We start from the raw sequence: 18,408 nt of genomic DNA, 5'->3' as shown, positions 1-18,408 counted from the left end.
CCGCATCCGGTCGCGCCGGCCGGTCAGGATCTTGTGCGGGTAGGCCTGGTGCCCGACGTCCCACACGATCCGGTCGTCGGGCGTGTCGAACACGTGGTGCAACGCCACCGTCAGCTCGACCACCCCGAGCCCGGACCCGAGATGCCCGCCCGTCACCGACACGGTCTCGATCATCTCAGACCGAACCGCCTCCGCAACCGCCGGAAGGTCGCTCTCCGGCAACAGACGCAACGCAGACGTCTCAGACAAACCGTCCAAAATCGAGGGGGATGTTTCTTGACGTGTCAATGAACCACTCGCTCGCTATGACTTCCGGCCCGAAGGGCATCAGTGGCAGGCCGCGTCGATCCGAGGCGGCCGATGCGCGGTCCGCCTCCCGTATGACGACGGGGTCGTTCCGGCCGGTTTCGCCGTCGCCCGCTCGCGGGAACGTTGGTACGGCCGCTGTCATGATAGTGCCAATTACGGACCTTGTGGGATCCGATCAATGTTTCATCCCTGGATTTTCCCACTTTCGTGCCCTCGCTGCCACATGAGGCCCGCGTTGCTCCGTGCTGTGCTGTCCGGATTCCTATCGATTCTCGCCTTCGTCTTCAGCGCGCGCGCGGAAGCCGAGCCGCGCCCGGTCGACGACGTGTTCACGTTCGCGTGTGCCTTTCTCGGCGACTGCCCGGTTCGCACCGTGCCGGGCGCCCCCGACCGCGACGTCCGCCCATTCGAGGGCACGCTCGGTCGCCCCTGCACCTGGCGCGAGCGCCCGACGCCGTCGGGGCCGCGCAGGGTTCGCGCGTGCTCTTGAGCCGCGGACGAATCGCCCTCGTCGCCCTAATCCTCGGCCTCGGTCCGGTTCGCGCCGCGGAACGCTGCCCGGCCTTGTTCGTCGACAACCGCCCCCCTGAACTGACGAATCCGAAGCTCGCCGCCAAGACGCTGCCCCTCTGCTTCGACGCCTATGCGGTGCTGCATTCCGGGGTGGCGCGCGCGCCGCTCTACGCCGCCGAACGGCTGACCCGGGCGAGCGTCTCGGACGCGCGGCGGGTCGAGCGGATCGACGCCTTCCACGACGAGGACCGCGTCCCGGCCGACGAGCGCGCGCGGCTCGACGACTACGTCCGCAGCGGGTTCGACCGGGGCCATCTCGCGCCGGCCGGCGACATGCCGACCGGCGCGGCGCAGGCACAATCTTTCAGCCTGGCCAACGTCGTCCCGCAGAACCGCGCCCTGAACCGAAGCCTCTGGGCGGCGATCGAGGAGAGCACGCGCCGGCTCGCGACCCGGCGCGGGCAGCTCTTCGTCGTGACCGGGCCGGTCTATGCGGGCGACGCGCTCGCCTCGATCAACGGCCGCGTGCTGGTGCCGAGCCAGATGTTCAAGGCGATCTACGATCCGGGCGCGGGGGAGGGCGGCGCCTACCTTGCGCCCAACGATGCGGGTGGGACCTGGCAGGCGATCTCCCTCGATGCCTTGCGCGGCGTCGCCGGGATCGACGCGTTCCCGTCGCTGTCGCCGAGCCAGAAGGCCTCGGCGATGACGCTGCCGGAGCCGCGCGCCTATTCCCGCGACGACGTCGCCGACCACCGCCCCCAGGGTCGGGAGCAGACTTGGCGCGCTTGGCTCGGCCACGAGGCCGCGCGCGCCCTGCACCGCGCCCTGCGCCAGCTGCTCCGCGCGATCTTCTGAGGATCCTTTGCGATGACGAAGCCCAAGGATGGCGAGCCCGCCTTCGAGCCCTTTGCGGATGCGGCGGCGGTGAGGATCGTCGGCGCACTGGCGTTCGAGAACGGCCCCGACACGATCGCGCTGCACGGCTCCCTCGACATCACGCGGGACAAGGTCGGCCTGGCGCAGGCGCGCGCGCTGAAGGCCACGATCGACGCCGTGGTCGCCGCGCTCGAGGCGGCGGATTTGCCGGCCGAGGTCGCCGAATCGACGACCGCGCCGACGGTGGTGAAGAACCCCTTCGCCTGACGGCGCGGCTTTCAGGCGATGCGCACGCTGGTCAGGGCCTCCGCGGCGCGCCGGACTTCGCCGGCGATCAGCTCCTCGCTTGCGCCATCGATCGGCATGTCGGCCAGGAGCACGGCGACGTCGCGCTTCACGTCCTCGCGCACCTCCGGGTCCTCCTCGGACAGGCGCCCGATCAGCACGCCCATCACGATCTCCATCGCCAGCATCTTCGCGTAGAGGCGCGAGACGGCGTCGAGCGGCTCGTCGTCGGTTTCGGACATAGGGTTCCTGCTTGATCCGGGCCGCTGGCGACCGCGCGTCCCGCGTGATCGGCCGAAGCGAGGCCGGCGCGCAAGTCCGACGTGACCGAAGCGTGGACACGGACGGATGAAGCGCGGGCGCTACGGTGCCTGCGTCGCAGCGACCAATGCAGGCGGTTCGGGTTTCGCCTGGGCGCCGGGCGCCTTGCGAGACACGTAGTAGATGTCGATCGCCCGCCAGAACGCGCCTTGCTCGTCGGAGGTGCGGCGGGCGAGCGCCGTGTCGAGGAGGGACATCGCCTCGCGGGCGGGGGCGTTGGCCTCGACTTCCCGCAGAAGGCTGGCGAAGGTCAGCATGGCGGCGCCTTTCCCGGGGGACGACCCATCTTCAACGCTCAAGCTGCCGCTTCGATCCGGCGTGACGGTCGCGCGGCTCGGTCGCGCGAACGAACGGCTTCGTTCTTGCCTCGCGGATGGGCCGGCCTACGATGCGGCCGATGCGCCGCGCCGCGGCGATCCATGCGAAGGGGTGTCGATGCTTCCTGTCAGATCCAGCCGGTGCGCCGCGCTCGCGGCCCTTCTCCTCGCGAGCCTGTCGCTGCCCGGGGCGGCGATCGGGCGCGAGATGTCCGACGCGGCGGTGGAGGCCAAGGTCGGCAAGCCGAACGTGGTGATCCTCGCCACCGGCGGCACCATCGCCGGCGCCGGCGCGGACGCGGCCAACAGCGCGACGTATCAGGCGGCCAAGGTCGGGGTCGACAAGCTGATCGCGGCGGTGCCGCAGATGTCGGCCATCGCCAACGTCCGCGGCGAGCAGGTCTTCCAGATCGCTTCCGAGAGCTTCACCGACGCGCAGCTCGTGCAGCTGGCCAAACGCGTGTCGCAGCTGGTCAAGCAGAGCGACGTCGACGGCGTGGTCATCACCCACGGCACCGACACGCTCGAGGAGACCTCGCTGTTCCTCAACCTCGTGGTGAAGACCGACAAGCCGATCGTCGTGGTCGGCTCGATGCGCCCCTCCACCGCCATCTCCGCCGACGGCGCGCTCAACCTGCTCGATGCGGTCGCGGTGGCCGGCAGCAAGGAGGCGGTCGGCAAGGGCGTCATGGTGACGATGAACGACCAGATCCAGTCCGGCCGCGACGCCACCAAGCGCACCAACATCGTTCCGAGCGCGTTCTTCAGCCAGTGGGGCTCGCTCGGCATGGTGGTCGAGGGCAAGACCTACTTCTTCCGCAGCCTCGACAAGCGCCACGGCACCAGCTCCGAGTTCGACATCGACACGATCGACGCGCTGCCGCTGGTCGCCATCGTCTACGGCTCGGGCAACATGTTCCCCGGCGCCTACAAGGCCGCGGTCGACGCCGGCGCCAAGGCGATCGTCAACGCGGGCACCGGCAACGGCTCGGTGCCGGGCTACCTCGTGGACACGCTGAAGGACATCCGCGCGAAGGGCACGCTGATCATCCGCTCCTCGCGCGTGCCCGACGGGTTCGTCCTGCGCAACGCCGAGCAGCCGGACGACACCTACGATTGGGTCGTCGCCCACGACCTGAACCCGCAGAAGGCCAAGATCCTCGCGGCGGTGGCGCTGACCAAGACCAGCGACACCAAGGAGCTGCAGCGGATCTTCTGGCAGTATTGAGCCCGAAGCCCCCGACCGGTCCCGCCATCTTGTGGTCAGGTCGGGGGCGTAGGGATCTGCACCTTCGCCGGCCGGCCCAAAGTCGGCAGCGCACAGGACGGCCCCGGAGCGTTTCGCATCCGGGCCGTTGAGAGGACTTGCGATGACAGAGATCCATCCGGTGGTCGCGGCCGTGACGGCGCGCGTGGTCGAGCGCTCGCGCGATTCCCGGGCCGCCTACCTCGACCTGATCCGGCGCGAGCGCGAATCCGGCGTGCATCGGCCAACGCTCGCTTGCGGCAACCTCGCCCACGGCTTCGCGGCGTCGGGCGAGGACAAGGCCGCGATCCGCTCGGGCCGAGCGATGAACATCGGCATCGTCACCGCCTACAACGACATGCTGTCGGCGCATCAGCCCTATGGACGCTACCCCGAGCAGATCAAGCTGTTCGCCCGCGAGGTCGGCGCGACGGCGCAGGTCGCGGGCGGCACGCCGGCCATGTGCGACGGCGTCACGCAAGGCCAGCGCGGCATGGAGCTGTCGCTGTTCTCGCGCGACACGATCGCGTTGTCGGCCGCGGTGGCGCTGAGCCACGGCATGTTCGACGGCGCCGCGCTCCTCGGCATCTGCGACAAGATCGTGCCGGGCCTGATCATCGGCGCGCTGCGCTTCGGCCACCTGCCGACGATCCTGATTCCGGCAGGCCCCATGCCGACCGGTATCGCCAACAAGGAGAAGCAGCGCGTCCGCCAGCTCTATGCCGAGGGAAAGGTCGGCCGCGAGGAGCTGCTGGAATCCGAATCCGCCTCCTATCACGGCGCCGGCACCTGCACGTTCTACGGCACCGCCAACTCCAACCAGATGATGATGGACGTGATGGGCCTGCACATGCCGGGCGCCTCGTTCATCAACCCGGGCACCAAGCTGCGCCAGGCGGTCACGCGCGCTGCGATCCACCGCCTGTCGGAGATCGGCGCATCGGGCAACGATTACCGACCGCTCGGGCGCTGCATCGACGAGAAGGCGATCGTCAACGCGGTGGTGGGGCTGCTCGCCACCGGCGGCTCGACCAACCACGCGATCCACCTGCCGGCGATGGCGCGCGCCGCCGGCATCGTCCTCGACTGGGAGGATTTCGACCGGCTCTCGGCCGTGGTGCCGCTGATCGCCCGCGTCTACCCGAACGGCTCGGGCGACGTGAACCACTTCCACGCGGCCGGCGGCATGAGCTTCGTCATGGCGAGCCTGATCGATGCCGGGCTGCTGCACGACGACATCCTCACCGTGTCCGGCGCGCGCCTGCGCGACCACGCCCGCGACCCGAAGCTCTCGGGGGACGACCTCACGTTCGAGGATGCGGTGCCCGAGAGCCTGGACGACACGATGCTGCGCAAGCCCGCCGCGCCGTTCCAGGCGGACGGCGGGATGCGGCTGGTCAAGGGCAACCTCGGCCGTGCCACCTTCAAGACCAGCGCGGTCGAGGAGCATCGCCGCACGATCGAGGCACCGGCCCGCGTCTTCGACCACCAGGACGACGTGCTGAAGGCGTTCAAGGCGGGCGAGCTCGAGCGCGACGTGGTCGTGGTGGTGCGCTTCCAGGGTCCCCGCGCCAACGGGATGCCGGAGCTGCACAAGCTCACACCGCAGCTCGGCGTCCTCCAGGATCGCGGCCACAAGGTCGCCCTCATCACCGACGGACGGATGTCGGGCGCTTCAGGTAAGGTGCCGGCGGCGATCCACCTCAGCCCCGAGGCGCTGGGCGGCGGCCTGATCGCTAAGATCCGCGACGGCGACATCGTGCGCCTCAGCGCGGAAGAGGGCCTGCTGCAGGTGCTCGTCGACGACGCCGAACTCGCCGCCCGCGACGGCGCCGTGGCACCGCCGCCGGCCACCGGCACCGGGCGCGAGCTGTTCGCCTTCATGCGCCACGGCGCGGACGGAGCCGAGCAGGGCGCCTCGGCGATGCTCGCCGCCGCCGGCCTTTGAGATCAACGGACAAGGAACGCACCATGACCGGCATCGACGCGCTGATGCGCTCCGTCCCCGTGATCCCCGTCCTCGTGATCGAGGAGGTCGAGCACGCCGAGCCGATCGCCCGCGCCCTGGTCGAGGGCGGGCTTACAGCGCTCGAAGTCACCCTGCGCACGCCGGCGGCGTTGGACGTGATCCGCGCGATGTCGCGGGTGGAGGGCGCGGTGGTGGGCGCCGGAACAGTGCTCAACGAGCGCGACCTCGACGCGGCGATCGAGGCTGGCGCGACCTTCATCGTCAGCCCGGGCCTCACCGCGCCGCTCACCGAGGCGGCGCTGAAGCGCGGCATCCCCTACCTACCGGGGGTCTCGAACGCCGCCGACATCATGCGCGGCCTCGACCACGGGCTCGACCGGTTCAAGTTCTTTCCGGCGGAGGCTTCGGGCGGGATCAAGGCGCTGAAGGCGCTGGCCGCGCCGTTCGGCCAGGTCCGGTTCTGCCCGACCGGCGGCATCTCGGAGGCGACGGCGCCGGAATGGCTGGCGCTCGGTGCGGTGCTCTGCGTCGGCGGAAGCTGGGTGGTGAAGCCCGGTGCGCCGGACGTGGACGCAATCCGGAAGTGCGCCCTCGTGGCGACGGGGCTGCGCGGCTAAAGCATTTTCGAGCGAGGTGGACGCCGGCTCGCGTGAAGAAAATGCGACCACGCAATAGATCATGCAACATGCTCTAAACGCGCGAAAACGCCCGCCCCGGTCTCCCGGAGCGGGCGCGATCTCAGCTGCGATCGAAGTCGATCAGCAATCGTTGCTGGCGGCCTGCGCGGCGGTCGGCTTGCCCTTGTCCTGCGCGTTCACGTCGGCGGGCGAGGTGGCGGTCGCGGCGGAGCCTGCCTTGTTCATCGCGCCGACCGTGCCGGGGGACTCGCCCTTGGCGCCGGGGCTGGTGTTGGCGGTGGCGCTCGGATCGACCGTCGAGGACTTGCTGGCGTCCTTGTTCGGCGTGACCGTGGTCCCGGTCGAGCAGGGCGCCGCGAAGGCTGCCGACGACATCAGGACGAGGGCGGCGGCGCTGGCGAAAGTCGTGATCTTGGTCATGCGTTTCTCCGCAGTTTCTTGATAGCGGGGTACAAACGTCACGACTGCGTGAGGGTTCCTTTCTTATTCCCGATCGGCAATTGCGATTGGTGATTCGTCCCGTCTCGCCCTTCGATCATTGAAAAGCCGGCTCGACATGCGAGCCTTCGTTGCGGCGGATGCTCTATTCGGCCGGCGCGACGGCGCGAAGCTCGCGCGGGCTGAACAATCCGTCACCCGTCGCCTGCATGTCGACCCGGCGCTCGTGGTACGCGTGCAGCGTCGAGCGATGCCCGATCGAGACGATCGTGGTCCCGGGCAGCCTCTCGCGCAGCATGCGATAGATGCCGGCCTCGCTCGCCTCGTCCAGCGCGGTGGTCGACTCGTCGAGGAAGAGCCATTCGGGCTTGGCCAGCACCGCGCGGGCGATGGCCAAGCGCTGCTGCTCGCCACCGGACAGGCGCTGGTCCCAGGCGTCGACCTCGTCGAGGCGGTCGGCCAGCGCCGGCAGCTGCGCCGCGACGAGGGCCTCGCGGATCGCGGCGTCCGGAAACTGGTCCGTGGTGTTCGGGTAGCACACGGCGCCGCGCAGGGTTCCGAGCGGGATGTAGGGGCGCTGCGGCAGCACCAGGGCCGACTGGCCGGCCGGGACGTCGATCCGGCCCTTGCCGAACGGCCAGATGCCGGCGATCGCGCGGAACAGGGTCGACTTGCCCGAGCCGGACGGGCCGGTGAGCAGGGTCGCCGCGCCCTTGGTCAGGGACAGGCCGTCGGCTGTGACGATGGTCCTCCCGTCGGGCAGGGCGAGGGTCAGCCCCGTGGCGGTCACGTCGGCCTTGCTGGCGTTGCCGTGGCCGAGCCCGTCGGTCGCCGCGGAATACGCCTCGGCCAGCGTCATGGCGCGCTTGAACGACCCGAGACGGTTGGTGTTGGCCTTGTAGGCCGCGATCGTGACGTAGGAGTTGATGAAGAACGACAGCGACGACTGCACGCTCGAGAAGGCGTCGCCGGTCTGCTGGAACTGCCCGAGGGTGATCTTCTTCAGGAAGTAGCTCGGCGCCGCGAGGATGTAGGGGAACACCACGCTGATCTGACTGTAGGACAGCGTGAAGCTGCCGAGCTTGATCCGCCGGTAGATGATGCCGAGGTAGTTGTCGATGATCTCGTGGAAGAGGCTCTTCAGCCTGACGTTCTCGGCGCGCTCGCCGCGCAGCAGCGCGATCTGCTCGGAATAGATCCGCGACCGGGCCAGCGAGAAGCGGAAGTCGGCCTCGACCTTCTCCTGCCGGAAGTCGAGACCGATCAGCGGCCGCCCGATCACATGCGTCAGCCAGGTGCCGACCAGGGCGTAGCCGACCACGAGCCAGACGAGGAAGCCTGGCACGACGGTGTCGGTGAACGGCAGCACGAAGTCGCGCGACAGCCCCCACAGGATGACCATGAACGAGACTAGGGTCGCAGCCTGCGACAGCAGGCGGATCGAGAGCGTCGTCGTCTGCGAGATGAACAGGTTGACGTCGCTCTGGATGCGCTGATCCGGGTTGTCGGCGTGCTCGCCGGTGAAGGGGATGCGGTAATGCGTGCCGCCGTCGAGCCAGCGCTCGTAGAAGCTTCGGGTCAGCCAGGTGCGCCAGCGCAGGTGGAGCGACGCGTCGACGAAGGTGTCGAACATGCCGACCACGACCCAGACCGTGGCCAGCGGCGCGAAGATCCAGACGAGCTGGTACCAGAACGCGTCGGCGTTGTACTCCTGCAGGGCATTGAACAGGTCTCGGAACCAGAAGTTCAGGCGCAGCTGCAGCGCCACCTGCGCGAAGGTGATGAAGATCGACAGCGCCACCAGCCGCTGCCCGACCTTGCCCTCGGTGTTGCCGAAGAACCGGAACGGGCCGATCTCCGCGGTCGGCGCTTCGCGGCTGGCGAAGTAGGGGTCGGCGATCAGGGTGATCGCGCGGATCGGCTTGAGGTAGGAGATCGCGAGGACGAGGCCGCCGAACACGACGGCACCGGTGGCCGCGAAGGCCGGCGGCAGCAGGGCGGCCAGCGTCGGCGGCAGCAGGCTCATCGCCGCCAGGGTCTTGCCGCCGGCCAGCACGAGGTAGCCGATCCCGTAGACCGCGACGAAGACCTTCAGGTAGGCGGAGAGGTTGGCCGAGGCGAGCAGGATGCCGGCCATCGCGAAGCCCGCGAGCGACACGTAGAGCGGCGGGGAGGGCACGCCCGGCGCCGCCAGCAGCACGAGGGCGGCAAGCGCCGTGAGCACGGCCTGCAAGCCGAGCCCGCTTCGAAGTGCGGCCACGCGCGTCTCCCGGTGATCTTGGTGGTCGGCTCCGTTGTCGGAGCCCTCCCGGCGGCAGTGAAGGCGGGTCGTGGCGAGATCGTGGCACCAAGAGGCGCGCGACGCTCAACCGCGCGTGAACGGGCGGCCTACCAGTTCCAATCCTCGAAGCCGGGCTCGCGGCAGCGATAGCCGATCGGGCATTGCGGGTTGTCGCGAGTAGGCACGAGGCGGAGCTCGGCGATCTCGGACAGGTCGCAGAAGCTGCGGTCGCGCACGACGCGCTCGGGCTGTCCGGCGCCGACCGCGATCGTCACGTCGCCGCCGCGCTTCACCAGCGCCATCGCGTCGGCGCAGGCGATCCGCGGCGTCGCCTGCCGCGTCTGCGCCGCAGCCGGCCCGACGGCGAGGGCGATCACAAGGGCCGTGGCGAAGCATCTCATCGCGGGGGATCGGGTGCCTCGGGGGAGCGATCCCAAACGGATCGGCTGCCGAACATGGCAGTGAATCGGCAGGCCCGCCATGGCACGAATGCAACGTCGGAAGTGTTACGTCGAAGACCCACAGGCAATCCGTCGCCGCCACGCCGCCGTATTCGCGCGGTTTAGGGATTTCCCGAGACGGAAGACCGGTTAACATTTCGTCGCCCGCGATGCGTATTTGGCGCATCCCGCGGCGTTCGCGCCAAGGTTCTAGGAGCGGATGGTCCTGGCGACCGGTGCCCGGACCCGACGTGCGGGGCGGCGACTTGGCGGCGACTTGGCGCCGACACGGCGTCGGTCGAGGGTCGCGAGGGGTGTCGGCGTCCGGTGCGCACGGTCCGCTGAGGGGAGGACGGGATGGCCATGGCGGTGGGGCTCGACGCGGGCCCGGCGGAGCAGGGCGGCGGACAGGTTCGTGCCGTGTCGAAGCGCTGGATCGCGCTGTTCGTTGCGCTCGCCGCCGGCTGGGGCATCCTATTCGGCTACAGCCTCACGTTCCTCAACGAGGACATGCCGTTCCGACCCGCCGCCGCAGCCCTGCCCGAGCCCCCCGCCTTCGGCTTTCCCCCGCTGCCGCAGCCGGTGGTCGCGGCGGTCCAGGCCCCGACGGCGCCTTCGCCAAGCGTCGCCGTGGAGCCCCAGGCCGCCCCCGTCGCCGCCGCGCCGATGCCGGCCCCGGCGCCGGTCCCGCGGATGGATCGCGCCGAGTACGTCGGCACCTGGGGGCCGACCGAGGCCGCCTGCGGCCGGCGCTCGCGCCGGCGCGGCTACATCCCCGCGACGATCACCCCCGACCGCGCCAGCGCCGGGCGGACGATCTGCAGCTTCCACGACGGCCGCCGCACCGGCAACGCCTGGGTGATGGCCGCCGACTGCGCCGACCGCGGCCGGCGCTGGTCGTCGCAGGTCCGCCTCGTCGTCGACGGCGACCGCCTGACCTGGACGAGCGGAAAGGGCACAGCCTCCTACGTCCGCTGCGGACGCCGGGCGGGCTGAACCGGGCCGCCGCACCGCATCAGGCGGCGCGTCGTCCAAGGAAGCGACCGTCGCCGGCTTCGACGATGTGGCCGTAGAGGCTGAGCGTAGCGAGGATCTGCGCCACCCGCGCCTCGATGCGCCTGCCGCCGCGCTTGAACCCGCGACTGAGGGCGGCCGCGTCCATCGGGCGGTCGACTCTGCGAAGGATGGCTACGACCGCGAGGGGCTGTTCGCTGCGGTCCGTGGGGAACGCCGGCAAGTCCCTGCCGATCGCGATCTCGGCCTCGCCGAGATCCAGGTCTTCGGTCCTCGCCCCGATCTCTCCGGCGAAGCGCGGGATCTGGTAGTCGGGCCGAAGCCAACGCACATGGCCCGCAGCCTCCTCGCGGGCCCGCTCCGCATTGAGCGCGACGAGCCGGACCAGGATGTCCGCATCGGACAATCCGTGCGGCCATCCGTAGGCGTCGGCGGTCAGCCGGTCGATCGTGTCGTGCAGCTCCCGCAGGATGAGGACGCGCCCGCGCGTTCTCACGTCCTCGTCCCGACTGCTGAGCGGGGCTCCGGCACGGATCAGGTCGAGCAGCTTGTAGACCTCCGTCAGGCCCAGGTCGGGATTTTCTTCCTGGATGACCTTGCGCGTCGAATCCAGCTCCTCTCCCATCGTGCGAAACTGCATCCTCAGCTTGGCAGACGGTTCGGGAAACGGGAAAGGGTCGAAGCAACGCGTCTTCGAGTAGACCGAGTCGTTCCCGACGCCGAGCCAGCCGCCGGAGCGCTCGGCCCATGTGACGTGGATGTGGGACGACAGGATGGACAGGGTGGCCGCATCCTCGATCGCGATCACGACGATCTTGTCATCGCATAGGATATCACTGTCGATGAACTGAAAGAGGCGTTTTCTCGCCGTGTCGATCGTGCCGATGTACCGGCCGAGATTCGCCAACGCGAAACGCATCTCGGGGCGCGGTTTGCCGAAGAGCCACCACAAGTCCCGGTACGCCAGAACATCCTTGCTGGGCTCGCGGCCCTTGAGGCGGACCTGGTCGATGGCGTCCTGACGCTCGTCGAGCACCTCGAGCAGACGTTGATAGGCCTCGGGATAGCGCGCTCGGATGTCGTCGGGAGCGAGGCCGTACATGTCGATGACGAGCCTGGAGGGTCTGACGGATCGCAGGTCGAGTCCGTTCCGGTACGGCCGTATGAATTCCTCGATGCCCGCGCGTGTCCCGACCCCGAGCAGGCCAGCCTCCGCCTCGTTCAGGACGAACCTCTTTCCGTGCAACTTCACACCGTCGTGAGAGCAGCCTCGGTTCGCGAGAAGCGCCTTTGACTTCGTGATGTCGGCGCCGATCGTCAGGTCCGCGTTGATGATGCCGTCTTCCTCCACGTATTCGACTGCGATCTGCTCGTCGGAGGTGAGCTTTTCCTGCTTGATTCTTAGATGGCGTCCCGCCGTCGTTTTTCGATCGCCGACCGTCATCGCGATCCGGACCTGCGCGACGCCGCCCTTTCCGCGATACCAGGGGTGATCGTCGATCGCCCACGCGATGCGGATCGGGCGTTTGAGACCCAGGTGATGGGCGACGACCTTGCGACTGAATCCCTGTGCGATCTTGTTCGTCGTCACGAAGCCGAACCGTTTCAGGATCGGCCCCGCAAGCTGGACGGCCGACCGATCCCACCAGCACATCACGAAGTCCGCGCCGCCGGGGACGTTCGGATAGGCGGCCCAGACGGCTGAGGCATAGCCGTGTCCGTATTCGCCGCGCAGGTCGCTTCCTGCGATGAACGGTGGATTCCCGACGATGAAATCGGCGTCCGGCCAGTCCGGCCGCCGGGCCTTCGGATAGGTCTCGACGCGTCTGCCATTTATCTCGACGATCGTCGGAAGCGGATAGCCGTCCCAGGTCAAGACGGCATCGTAGCCTTCGCCGCGTCCGAAGTTGATGTTCTTGAAGGCGCGCAGGATCGGCTCGGACGGGTGTCCGGTGCGGGTCCGGTAATGCTGCTGAAGGTACCCGATCCACACCACGAGCTCGGCGATCGCGGCGGCGCGCGGGTTCAGTTCCAAACCGAGGAACTGGTGCGGATCGACGGTTTCGCGATCCAGCCCCATGTTCTCGGGCTCGCCCAGGCGCGCCAGCGTCTCCAGCACCTCGCCTTCGAGGGTCTTCATCAGCTCGAGCGCGACGTAGAGGAAGTTGCCGGTGCCGCAGGCCGGATCGAGGACGCGGGTGGCGCAGAGCGTGCGGTGGAACGCACGCACGTGGCCGACCGCCGCCTTCTCGTCCCCGCCCTGGTGGGCGGTCTCCGCTCTCATGAGCGCCGCCTGCCAGTCGGCCCGGAGCGGCTGCATCACGGTCGCCTCGACGAGACGCTGCACGTAGACGCGCGGCGTGTAATGCGCGCCGAGCCGTCGCCGCTCCGCCTTGTCCAGGGCCTGCTCCAGCAGCGTGCCGAAGATCGCGGGATCGACCTCCGTCCAGTCCTTCCGGGCGGCCGCCAGCAGCTCCCCGATCTCCTCGCGCGCCAGCGGGAACGCCGTCGCGTTGGAGAACAGGTTGCCGTTGAAGAGGCGCAGGTGCTGCTGGAACCCCGAGAAGAAGCGATCCTGCTCCCGCGGCGCGTCCATCTTGGCCCAGAGGTCCGAGAGGAGCGGAGCGAAGACGCCCGGGCTTTCGGCGCATTCTGCCAGCAGTTTGGTGAACTTGCCCTTCGGCAGCAGGTCCACGCCCTCGGCGAACATCGTGAAAATGCAGCGCATCAGGAAGTGGGCGACCTCCTCGGGCGCATGGTCCGCCTCGAGCGCCTTGCTCACGGCGGCGAGCCGCGCGGCGATCTCGCGAGTGACCCTGGCCGCATGCCGCGCCGGATCGAGGCTGCCCGGGTCGGTCCAGATCGCCGCGAGCCGGGTGCGCACCGCCGGGTCGCGCAGGTCTTCGAGAAAGATGCGGAAGCCCTGGCGGTCGGGAAACGGCACGTAGGCCCGCCCGGTCCCGGAGAAATCGGCGAACACCTCCAGCGCGTGGCCGACATCGCAGGTGATGAGGAAGGGCGGTGCCACATGCTCGGGATCCAACAGGAAGACGTAGCCTTCGGCTTGGCGCCGGGCGTTCTGCATCATCACGTCCCAGCCCTTCGTGGCGGCCCGGCGCCCGAGCTGTTCCGGTTCGGCGGCAAGCCGGGAGAGCTGGGCGGCGGAGACCTGCCGCGGCGCGTTCTTCGCGCCGGGAAAGCGCGATTGCTTGGCTTCGAGGATGAAGTGCCCGCGCCGGTAGAGGTCGATGCGCCGGGGAGCCGTACCGCCGTCGCCCGCGCGCAGGCGCACGGCGCGCTCGAAGGCGTAGTCGTTGCGGGCGGTGTCGCCGCCGGCCGGCTCCGGTCGGGGTACGCCGAGCACGTCGCAGAGCTCGCTGAGGAACATCTGGTAGTTCGCGCGCTCCGCACCGCCCTCGCGTGCGGTCCAGCGTTCGATGAAGCCCTCGACGTCCAAACCCGTCTCCCCCCGCCGAACGGAAGGAAATCTCATCCAGGTCGAGAAATCAACCTCAAGTCATATGCTAGATTGGCTTTGGAAGATCGCTCTCCCTTGAAAGTACCCGCGGTGGCTGGAAATAAACGATATTTTAGAGCGACTTGCTGAAATTTTAGCATATGCGCATATCGCTCGCGGGCCGATCACCAGCGCCATTCGGGAGAAAAAATAAATCTAGAGTCTCCCAAGCATGGCGGACGCAAACGAAAAGAGGGCCGCCTTGCGGCGACCCTCTTTCCGACCTTGCGATGGTGGCTGGGACTTAGAAGTCCATCCCGCCGCCCATGCCGCCCATGCCGCCGCCGCCGCCCATGGAGGCGCCGCTGTCCTTCTTCGGAGAGTCGGCGATCATGGCCTCGGTGGTGACGAGCAGGCCGGCGACCGAGGCCGCGTCCTGCAGGGCGGTGCGCACGACCTTGGCCGGGTCGATGATGCCGGCCTGGATCATGTCGACGTACTCTTCCGTCTGGGCGTTGAAGCCGTAGGTCTCGGAAGAGGTGTTGTCGGTGATCTTGCCGACGACGATGGAGCCCTCGACGCCCGAGTTCTGGGCGATCTGACGGATCGGGGCCTCGAGCGCCTTCAGCACGATCTTGATGCCGGCCTGGACGTCGGGGTTGTCGCTCGAGAGGGCGGCGACCGCCTTCTTGGCGCGGAGCAGGGCGGTGCCACCGCCGGGGACGATGCCCTCTTCGACAGCCGCGCGGGTGGCGTTGAGCGCGTCGTCGACGCGGTCCTTCTTCTCCTTGACCTCGACCTCGGTCGCGCCGCCGACGCGGATGACCGCGACGCCGCCGGCGAGCTTGGCCAGGCGCTCCTGGAGCTTCTCACGGTCGTAGTCCGAGGTGGTCTCCTCGATCTGCGCCTTGATCTGCCCGACGCGGGCCTCGATGTCGGCCTTCTCGCCCGAACCGTCGATGATCGTGGTGGTCTCCTTCTCGATGCGGATCCGCTTGGCGCGGCCGAGCATCGGCAGGGTGACGTTCTCGAGCTTGATGCCGAGGTCCTCGGCGATCATCTGGCCCTGGGTCAGGATCGCGATGTCCTCGAGCATCGCCTTGCGGCGGTCCCCGAAGCCCGGAGCCTTCACGGCCGCGACCTTGAGGCCGCCGCGCAGCTTGTTCACCACGAGGGTGGCCAGCGCCTCGCCCTCGATGTCCTCGGCGATGATGACCAGCGGCTTGCCGGTCTGCACCACGGCCTCGAGCACCGGCAGCATCGCCTGGAGCGACGACAGCTTCTTCTCGTGGATGAGGATGTAGGGGTCCTCGAGCTCGGCGACCATCTTCTCCGCGTTCGTGATGAAGTACGGGGAGAGGTAGCCGCGGTCGAACTGCATGCCCTCGACGACGTCGAGCTCGGTCTCGGCGGTCTTCGCCTCCTCGACCGTGATCACGCCCTCGTTGCCGACCTTCTGCATGGCGTGGGCGATCATCTCGCCGATTTCCTTGTCGCCGTTCGACGAGATCGTGCCGACCTGGGCGACCTCCTCGGACGAGGCGACCTTCTTGGAGCGCGCGATGATGTCCTTCACCGCGGCGGCCGTGGCGAGGTCGATGCCGCGCTTCAGGTCCATCGGGTTCATGCCGGCGGCGACGTACTTGGCGCCTTCGCGGACGATCGCCTGGGCGAGCACGGTCGCGGTGGTGGTGCCGTCACCGGCGATGTCGTTGGTCTTCGAGGCCACTTCGCGCACCATCTGGGCGCCCATGTTCTCGAACTTGTCGGCGAGCTCGATCTCCTTGGCGACGGTGACGCCGTCCTTGGTGATGCGCGGCGCGCCGAAGCTCTTCTCGATCACGACGTTGCGGCCCTTGGGGCCGAGCGTCACCTTGACGGCATCCGCGAGGATGTCGACGCCACGGAGCATCTTGTCGCGCGCGTCGGAGGAGAAACGAACGTCTTTCGCTGCCATGTGCAGGATTCCTTTTCGTTGGTGGGGAAGCCCCAAGACCGGTTCGGGCCTCGAAGGGCGGTTTAAGTCAGGTGTCCGAAGACCTTAGGCGACGACGCCCATGATGTCGGATTCCTTCATGATCAGGAGGTCCTGACCGTCGATCTTGACCTCGGTGCCCGACCACTTGCCGAACAGGACGCGGTCGCCGGCCTTGACGTCGAGCGCGTTGATGCGGCCGGCCTCGTCGCGGGCGCCCGGGCCGACGGCGACGATCTCGCCTTCCTGCGGCTTCTCCTTGGCGGTGTCGGGGATGATGATGCCGCCCTTGGTCTTCTCTTCGCCTTCGATGCGGCGGACGACGACCCGGTCGTGCAGCGGACGGAACTTCATGAGCTGCCCTCTTGTTTGAATTCGCGAAACGGCGTTGATGCCGCGGTGGTCCGCGTCCAACCCTGCCGTTAGCACTCTCGAAAGATGAGTGCCAAGGCTGCGGGCGAGATAGCCGCGGCCCCTTGGCGAGTCAAGTCTGTCGCACCCTGCGACGGCCGTCGCGCGCCGGGTTTCTCCCCTGATCGCACGCGCCGACGGAAGATCCTGCCATGCTGAGCCTGCACGGACCGGAGGGCGCGCTCGCGCCGAGCGAGGCGGGCGGCGCCGCCGTCCCGACGCAGGCCGTGTGGATCGACCTCAACGACCCGACGCCCGAGGAGGCCCGCGCGGTCGAGGAGGCCACCGGCGTCCGGGTGCCCTCGCGCAAGGCGCTGTCGGAGGTCGAGAGTTCGAGCCGCCTGCGCCGGCTGAAGAACGGCCTGTCGCTCTCGACGCCGATGATCACCTTCGAGAGCACCGATTCGGTCCTGAACCCACTCGGCTTCGTGCTGACGAAGGACCACCTCGTGACGGTGCGATTCCATGAGCTGCGCGCCTTCGCCGAGGTGCGCAAGCGGGTCCACGAGGGCGAGGAGGCCAAGACCGGGATCGCGGTCTTCCTGCTGCTGATGGAGGAGCTCGTCGACAGCCTGGCCGACTCCCTGGAGGACATGGGCGCCGAGCTCGACAGGCTCTCCACCCGCATCTTCGACTTCGACGTGCGCGCCCGGCCCGCGAAATCCGACGAGGCGGCGCCCCCGCGCCGGCGGGACTTGGCGCTGCGGCGCATCCTGCGGGGCATCGCCCGCCGCGGGAAGGTGCTCGGCAAGATCCGGGCGAGCCTGCTCGGGCTCGAGCGCATCGTGCCCTTCGTCGCCGGCGCCTGCGAGCAGGTGCTGGCTCAGGAGGAGACCGACGCCCGCTTCGAGACGATCCGCCGGGACATCGAATCCCTCGACGAGTTCGAGACGCGGCTCTCGGAGAACGTCCAGTTCCTCCTCGACGCGGCCCTGGGCCTGATCAACATCGAACAGAACAACGTCTTCCGCGTGCTCACCGTCGTCTCGGTGGTCGGCGTTCCGCCGACGCTAATCGCCTCGATGTACGGGATGAACTTCAAGCACATGCCCGAGCTCGACTGGGCCTACGGCTACCCCTACGCCCTAAGCCTGATCCTCGCCAGCGCGATCATCCCGATCGTGGTGTTCCGGATCAAGGGCTGGTTCTGAGACGCATCAGACGGAGAGCCGCCGCTCGACCGCGGCGAGGATCGTCTCGCGCACGCCGTCGAGGTTTTCGGCGATCTCGGCGTTGGTGTCGCGCAGGATCGCGAAACCGCAGGATTCAAGGGTACGGGTGCGAACCGCATCCCGCTCGCATTCCTGCATCGTGGAATGGGTCGCGCCATCCACTTCCACGATGAGGTTCGCCTCGATGCAGACGAAATCCGCAACATAGCGATCGATGGGGCACTGGCGCCGGAACTTCCACCCGTTCAGTTGGCGCCTTCGGAGCACGGACCAGAGCTTGGCTCCGGCTCGCGTCTGCGTGCGACGCAAACCCCGCGCGTAAGCGATCTGCTCCATAAAGGCCTCACGGCGCGACGGTGGCGGAAATCCCGCGTCTTCCACGACATGGCTCCTTCTCCCAGGGGGAGAAGGTTGGGATGAGGGGCGTAACGCCACCGAACTGCGCGCAAGGTCGACAGCGTCGGCCGATCGACGAGCCCATGTTGCTGCCGGACCGAATCCGGCAGACACGTTGCGACCGGCGCGGTCCTTCCTGACGCCTCACGCCCCTCATCCTGTCCTTCTCACCCTGGGAGAAGGAACCCGCGCCCGATCCGGAATCGCCTCAATCCACCGCGAGCCGATAGCCCACGCCGCGCACGGTCTGCAGGAAGGTCGGGTTGGCCGGGTCGACCTCGGTCTTGCGGCGCAGGCGGTTGATCTGCACGTCGATGGTGCGCTCGGCGGCCAGCCCCCCGGCGCCG

General features: G+C 68.6%; 18 protein-coding genes. 7 read left to right on the top strand and 11 right to left on the bottom strand.

The window, feature by feature from the left end:
- On the bottom strand, positions 1-288 hold a 288-nt coding region (locus MFF13_RS24865; protein ID WP_283205838.1), incomplete at its 3' end, for a 1-deoxy-D-xylulose-5-phosphate synthase N-terminal domain-containing protein.
- Between the two features lie 507 nt (positions 289-795).
- On the opposite strand from MFF13_RS24865, the gene MFF13_RS24860 reads away from it, so the two are divergent.
- Both MFF13_RS24860 and MFF13_RS24855 read left to right on the top strand, forming a co-directional pair.
- Positions 796-1,680 (top strand): DNA/RNA non-specific endonuclease, encoded by an 885-nt coding sequence (locus MFF13_RS24860; RefSeq protein WP_373322608.1) that lies wholly within the window; start codon positions 796-798, stop codon positions 1,678-1,680.
- Between the two features lie 12 nt (positions 1,681-1,692).
- The gene (locus tag MFF13_RS24855; RefSeq protein WP_147832137.1) at positions 1,693-1,968 is read left to right on the top strand and encodes a hypothetical protein; all 276 of its coding nucleotides are present in this window, start codon (positions 1,693-1,695) and stop codon (positions 1,966-1,968) included.
- Positions 1,969-1,979: 11 nt separating this feature from the next.
- On the opposite strand, the gene MFF13_RS24850 is transcribed toward MFF13_RS24855, so the two are convergent.
- Both MFF13_RS24850 and MFF13_RS24845 read right to left on the bottom strand, forming a co-directional pair.
- On the bottom strand, positions 1,980-2,228 hold the full coding sequence (locus tag MFF13_RS24850; protein ID WP_147832139.1) for a hypothetical protein: 249 nt from the start codon (positions 2,226-2,228) through the stop codon (positions 1,980-1,982).
- Positions 2,229-2,348: 120 nt separating this feature from the next.
- A complete protein-coding gene (locus MFF13_RS24845) occupies positions 2,349-2,564 on the bottom strand; it encodes a hypothetical protein (RefSeq protein WP_147832141.1) in 216 nt (71 codons plus the stop codon).
- 178 nt (positions 2,565-2,742) lie between these two features.
- Here MFF13_RS24845 and MFF13_RS24840 point away from each other — a divergent pair, with 178 nt between their 5' ends.
- The 3 genes from MFF13_RS24840 (at position 2,743) to eda (ending at position 6,456) form a co-directional block, all read left to right on the top strand.
- Positions 2,743-3,852 (top strand): type II asparaginase, encoded by a 1,110-nt coding sequence (locus MFF13_RS24840; protein WP_373322607.1) that lies wholly within the window; start codon positions 2,743-2,745, stop codon positions 3,850-3,852.
- A 142-nt stretch (positions 3,853-3,994) separates the two neighbouring features.
- Positions 3,995-5,818, top strand: a complete 1,824-nt coding sequence (gene edd / locus MFF13_RS24835; RefSeq protein ID WP_147832145.1) for a phosphogluconate dehydratase — start codon at positions 3,995-3,997, stop codon at positions 5,816-5,818.
- Between the two features lie 23 nt (positions 5,819-5,841).
- Positions 5,842-6,456, top strand: a complete 615-nt coding sequence (eda, locus tag MFF13_RS24830) for a bifunctional 4-hydroxy-2-oxoglutarate aldolase/2-dehydro-3-deoxy-phosphogluconate aldolase (protein ID WP_147765143.1) — start codon at positions 5,842-5,844, stop codon at positions 6,454-6,456.
- A gap of 141 nt (positions 6,457-6,597) precedes the next feature.
- On the opposite strand, the gene MFF13_RS24825 is transcribed toward eda, so the two are convergent.
- The 3 genes from MFF13_RS24825 to MFF13_RS24815 form a co-directional block, all read right to left on the bottom strand.
- Entirely contained in the window at positions 6,598-6,897 is a 300-nt protein-coding gene (locus tag MFF13_RS24825) for a hypothetical protein (RefSeq protein WP_147754077.1), read from the bottom strand.
- Positions 6,898-7,060: 163 nt separating this feature from the next.
- Positions 7,061-9,175, bottom strand: coding sequence for an ABC transporter ATP-binding protein/permease (locus MFF13_RS24820; protein WP_238273242.1), 2,115 nt, complete (start codon positions 9,173-9,175; stop codon positions 7,061-7,063).
- 128 nt (positions 9,176-9,303) lie between these two features.
- Positions 9,304-9,597 carry a hypothetical protein gene (locus tag MFF13_RS24815; RefSeq protein WP_147754075.1) on the bottom strand — a complete coding sequence of 98 codons (294 nt, stop codon included), beginning with the start codon at positions 9,595-9,597 and terminating at the stop codon, positions 9,304-9,306.
- 396 nt (positions 9,598-9,993) lie between these two features.
- Here MFF13_RS24815 and MFF13_RS24810 point away from each other — a divergent pair, with 396 nt between their 5' ends.
- Positions 9,994-10,632, top strand: a complete 639-nt coding sequence (locus tag MFF13_RS24810) for a peptidase inhibitor family I36 protein (protein ID WP_306422448.1) — start codon at positions 9,994-9,996, stop codon at positions 10,630-10,632.
- Positions 10,633-10,651: 19 nt separating this feature from the next.
- On the opposite strand, the gene MFF13_RS24805 is transcribed toward MFF13_RS24810, so the two are convergent.
- The 3 genes from MFF13_RS24805 to groES form a co-directional block, all read right to left on the bottom strand.
- Positions 10,652-14,107, bottom strand: coding sequence for a DNA methyltransferase (locus MFF13_RS24805; RefSeq protein WP_306422447.1), 3,456 nt, complete (start codon positions 14,105-14,107; stop codon positions 10,652-10,654).
- Positions 14,108-14,411: 304 nt separating this feature from the next.
- Complete coding sequence (gene groL / locus MFF13_RS24800; protein WP_147751053.1) at positions 14,412-16,064, bottom strand: chaperonin GroEL; 1,653 nt, start codon at positions 16,062-16,064, stop codon at positions 14,412-14,414.
- Between the two features lie 84 nt (positions 16,065-16,148).
- On the bottom strand, positions 16,149-16,436 hold the full coding sequence (groES, locus tag MFF13_RS24795) for a co-chaperone GroES (RefSeq protein ID WP_055886789.1): 288 nt from the start codon (positions 16,434-16,436) through the stop codon (positions 16,149-16,151).
- 209 nt (positions 16,437-16,645) lie between these two features.
- On the opposite strand from groES, the gene MFF13_RS24790 reads away from it, so the two are divergent.
- Positions 16,646-17,644: a magnesium transporter CorA family protein gene (locus MFF13_RS24790; RefSeq protein ID WP_238273240.1), complete on the top strand. Its 999-nt coding sequence runs from the start codon at positions 16,646-16,648 to the stop codon at positions 17,642-17,644.
- Between the two features lie 6 nt (positions 17,645-17,650).
- On the opposite strand, the gene MFF13_RS24785 is transcribed toward MFF13_RS24790, so the two are convergent.
- Together MFF13_RS24785 and MFF13_RS24780 are read right to left on the bottom strand one after the other, a co-directional pair.
- Positions 17,651-18,046, bottom strand: coding sequence for an endonuclease domain-containing protein (locus MFF13_RS24785; protein WP_238273239.1), 396 nt, complete (start codon positions 18,044-18,046; stop codon positions 17,651-17,653).
- A 223-nt stretch (positions 18,047-18,269) separates the two neighbouring features.
- Positions 18,270-18,408 (bottom strand): winged helix-turn-helix domain-containing protein (locus MFF13_RS24780; protein ID WP_238273244.1); only part of this gene is annotated, 139 nt, incomplete at its 5' end.

It is taken from the genome of Methylobacterium cerastii (assembly GCF_022179125.1).
Lineage (GTDB): Bacteria > Pseudomonadota > Alphaproteobacteria > Rhizobiales > Beijerinckiaceae > Methylobacterium > Methylobacterium cerastii.
This window is presented reverse-complemented; position numbering and strand designations above follow the sequence as displayed.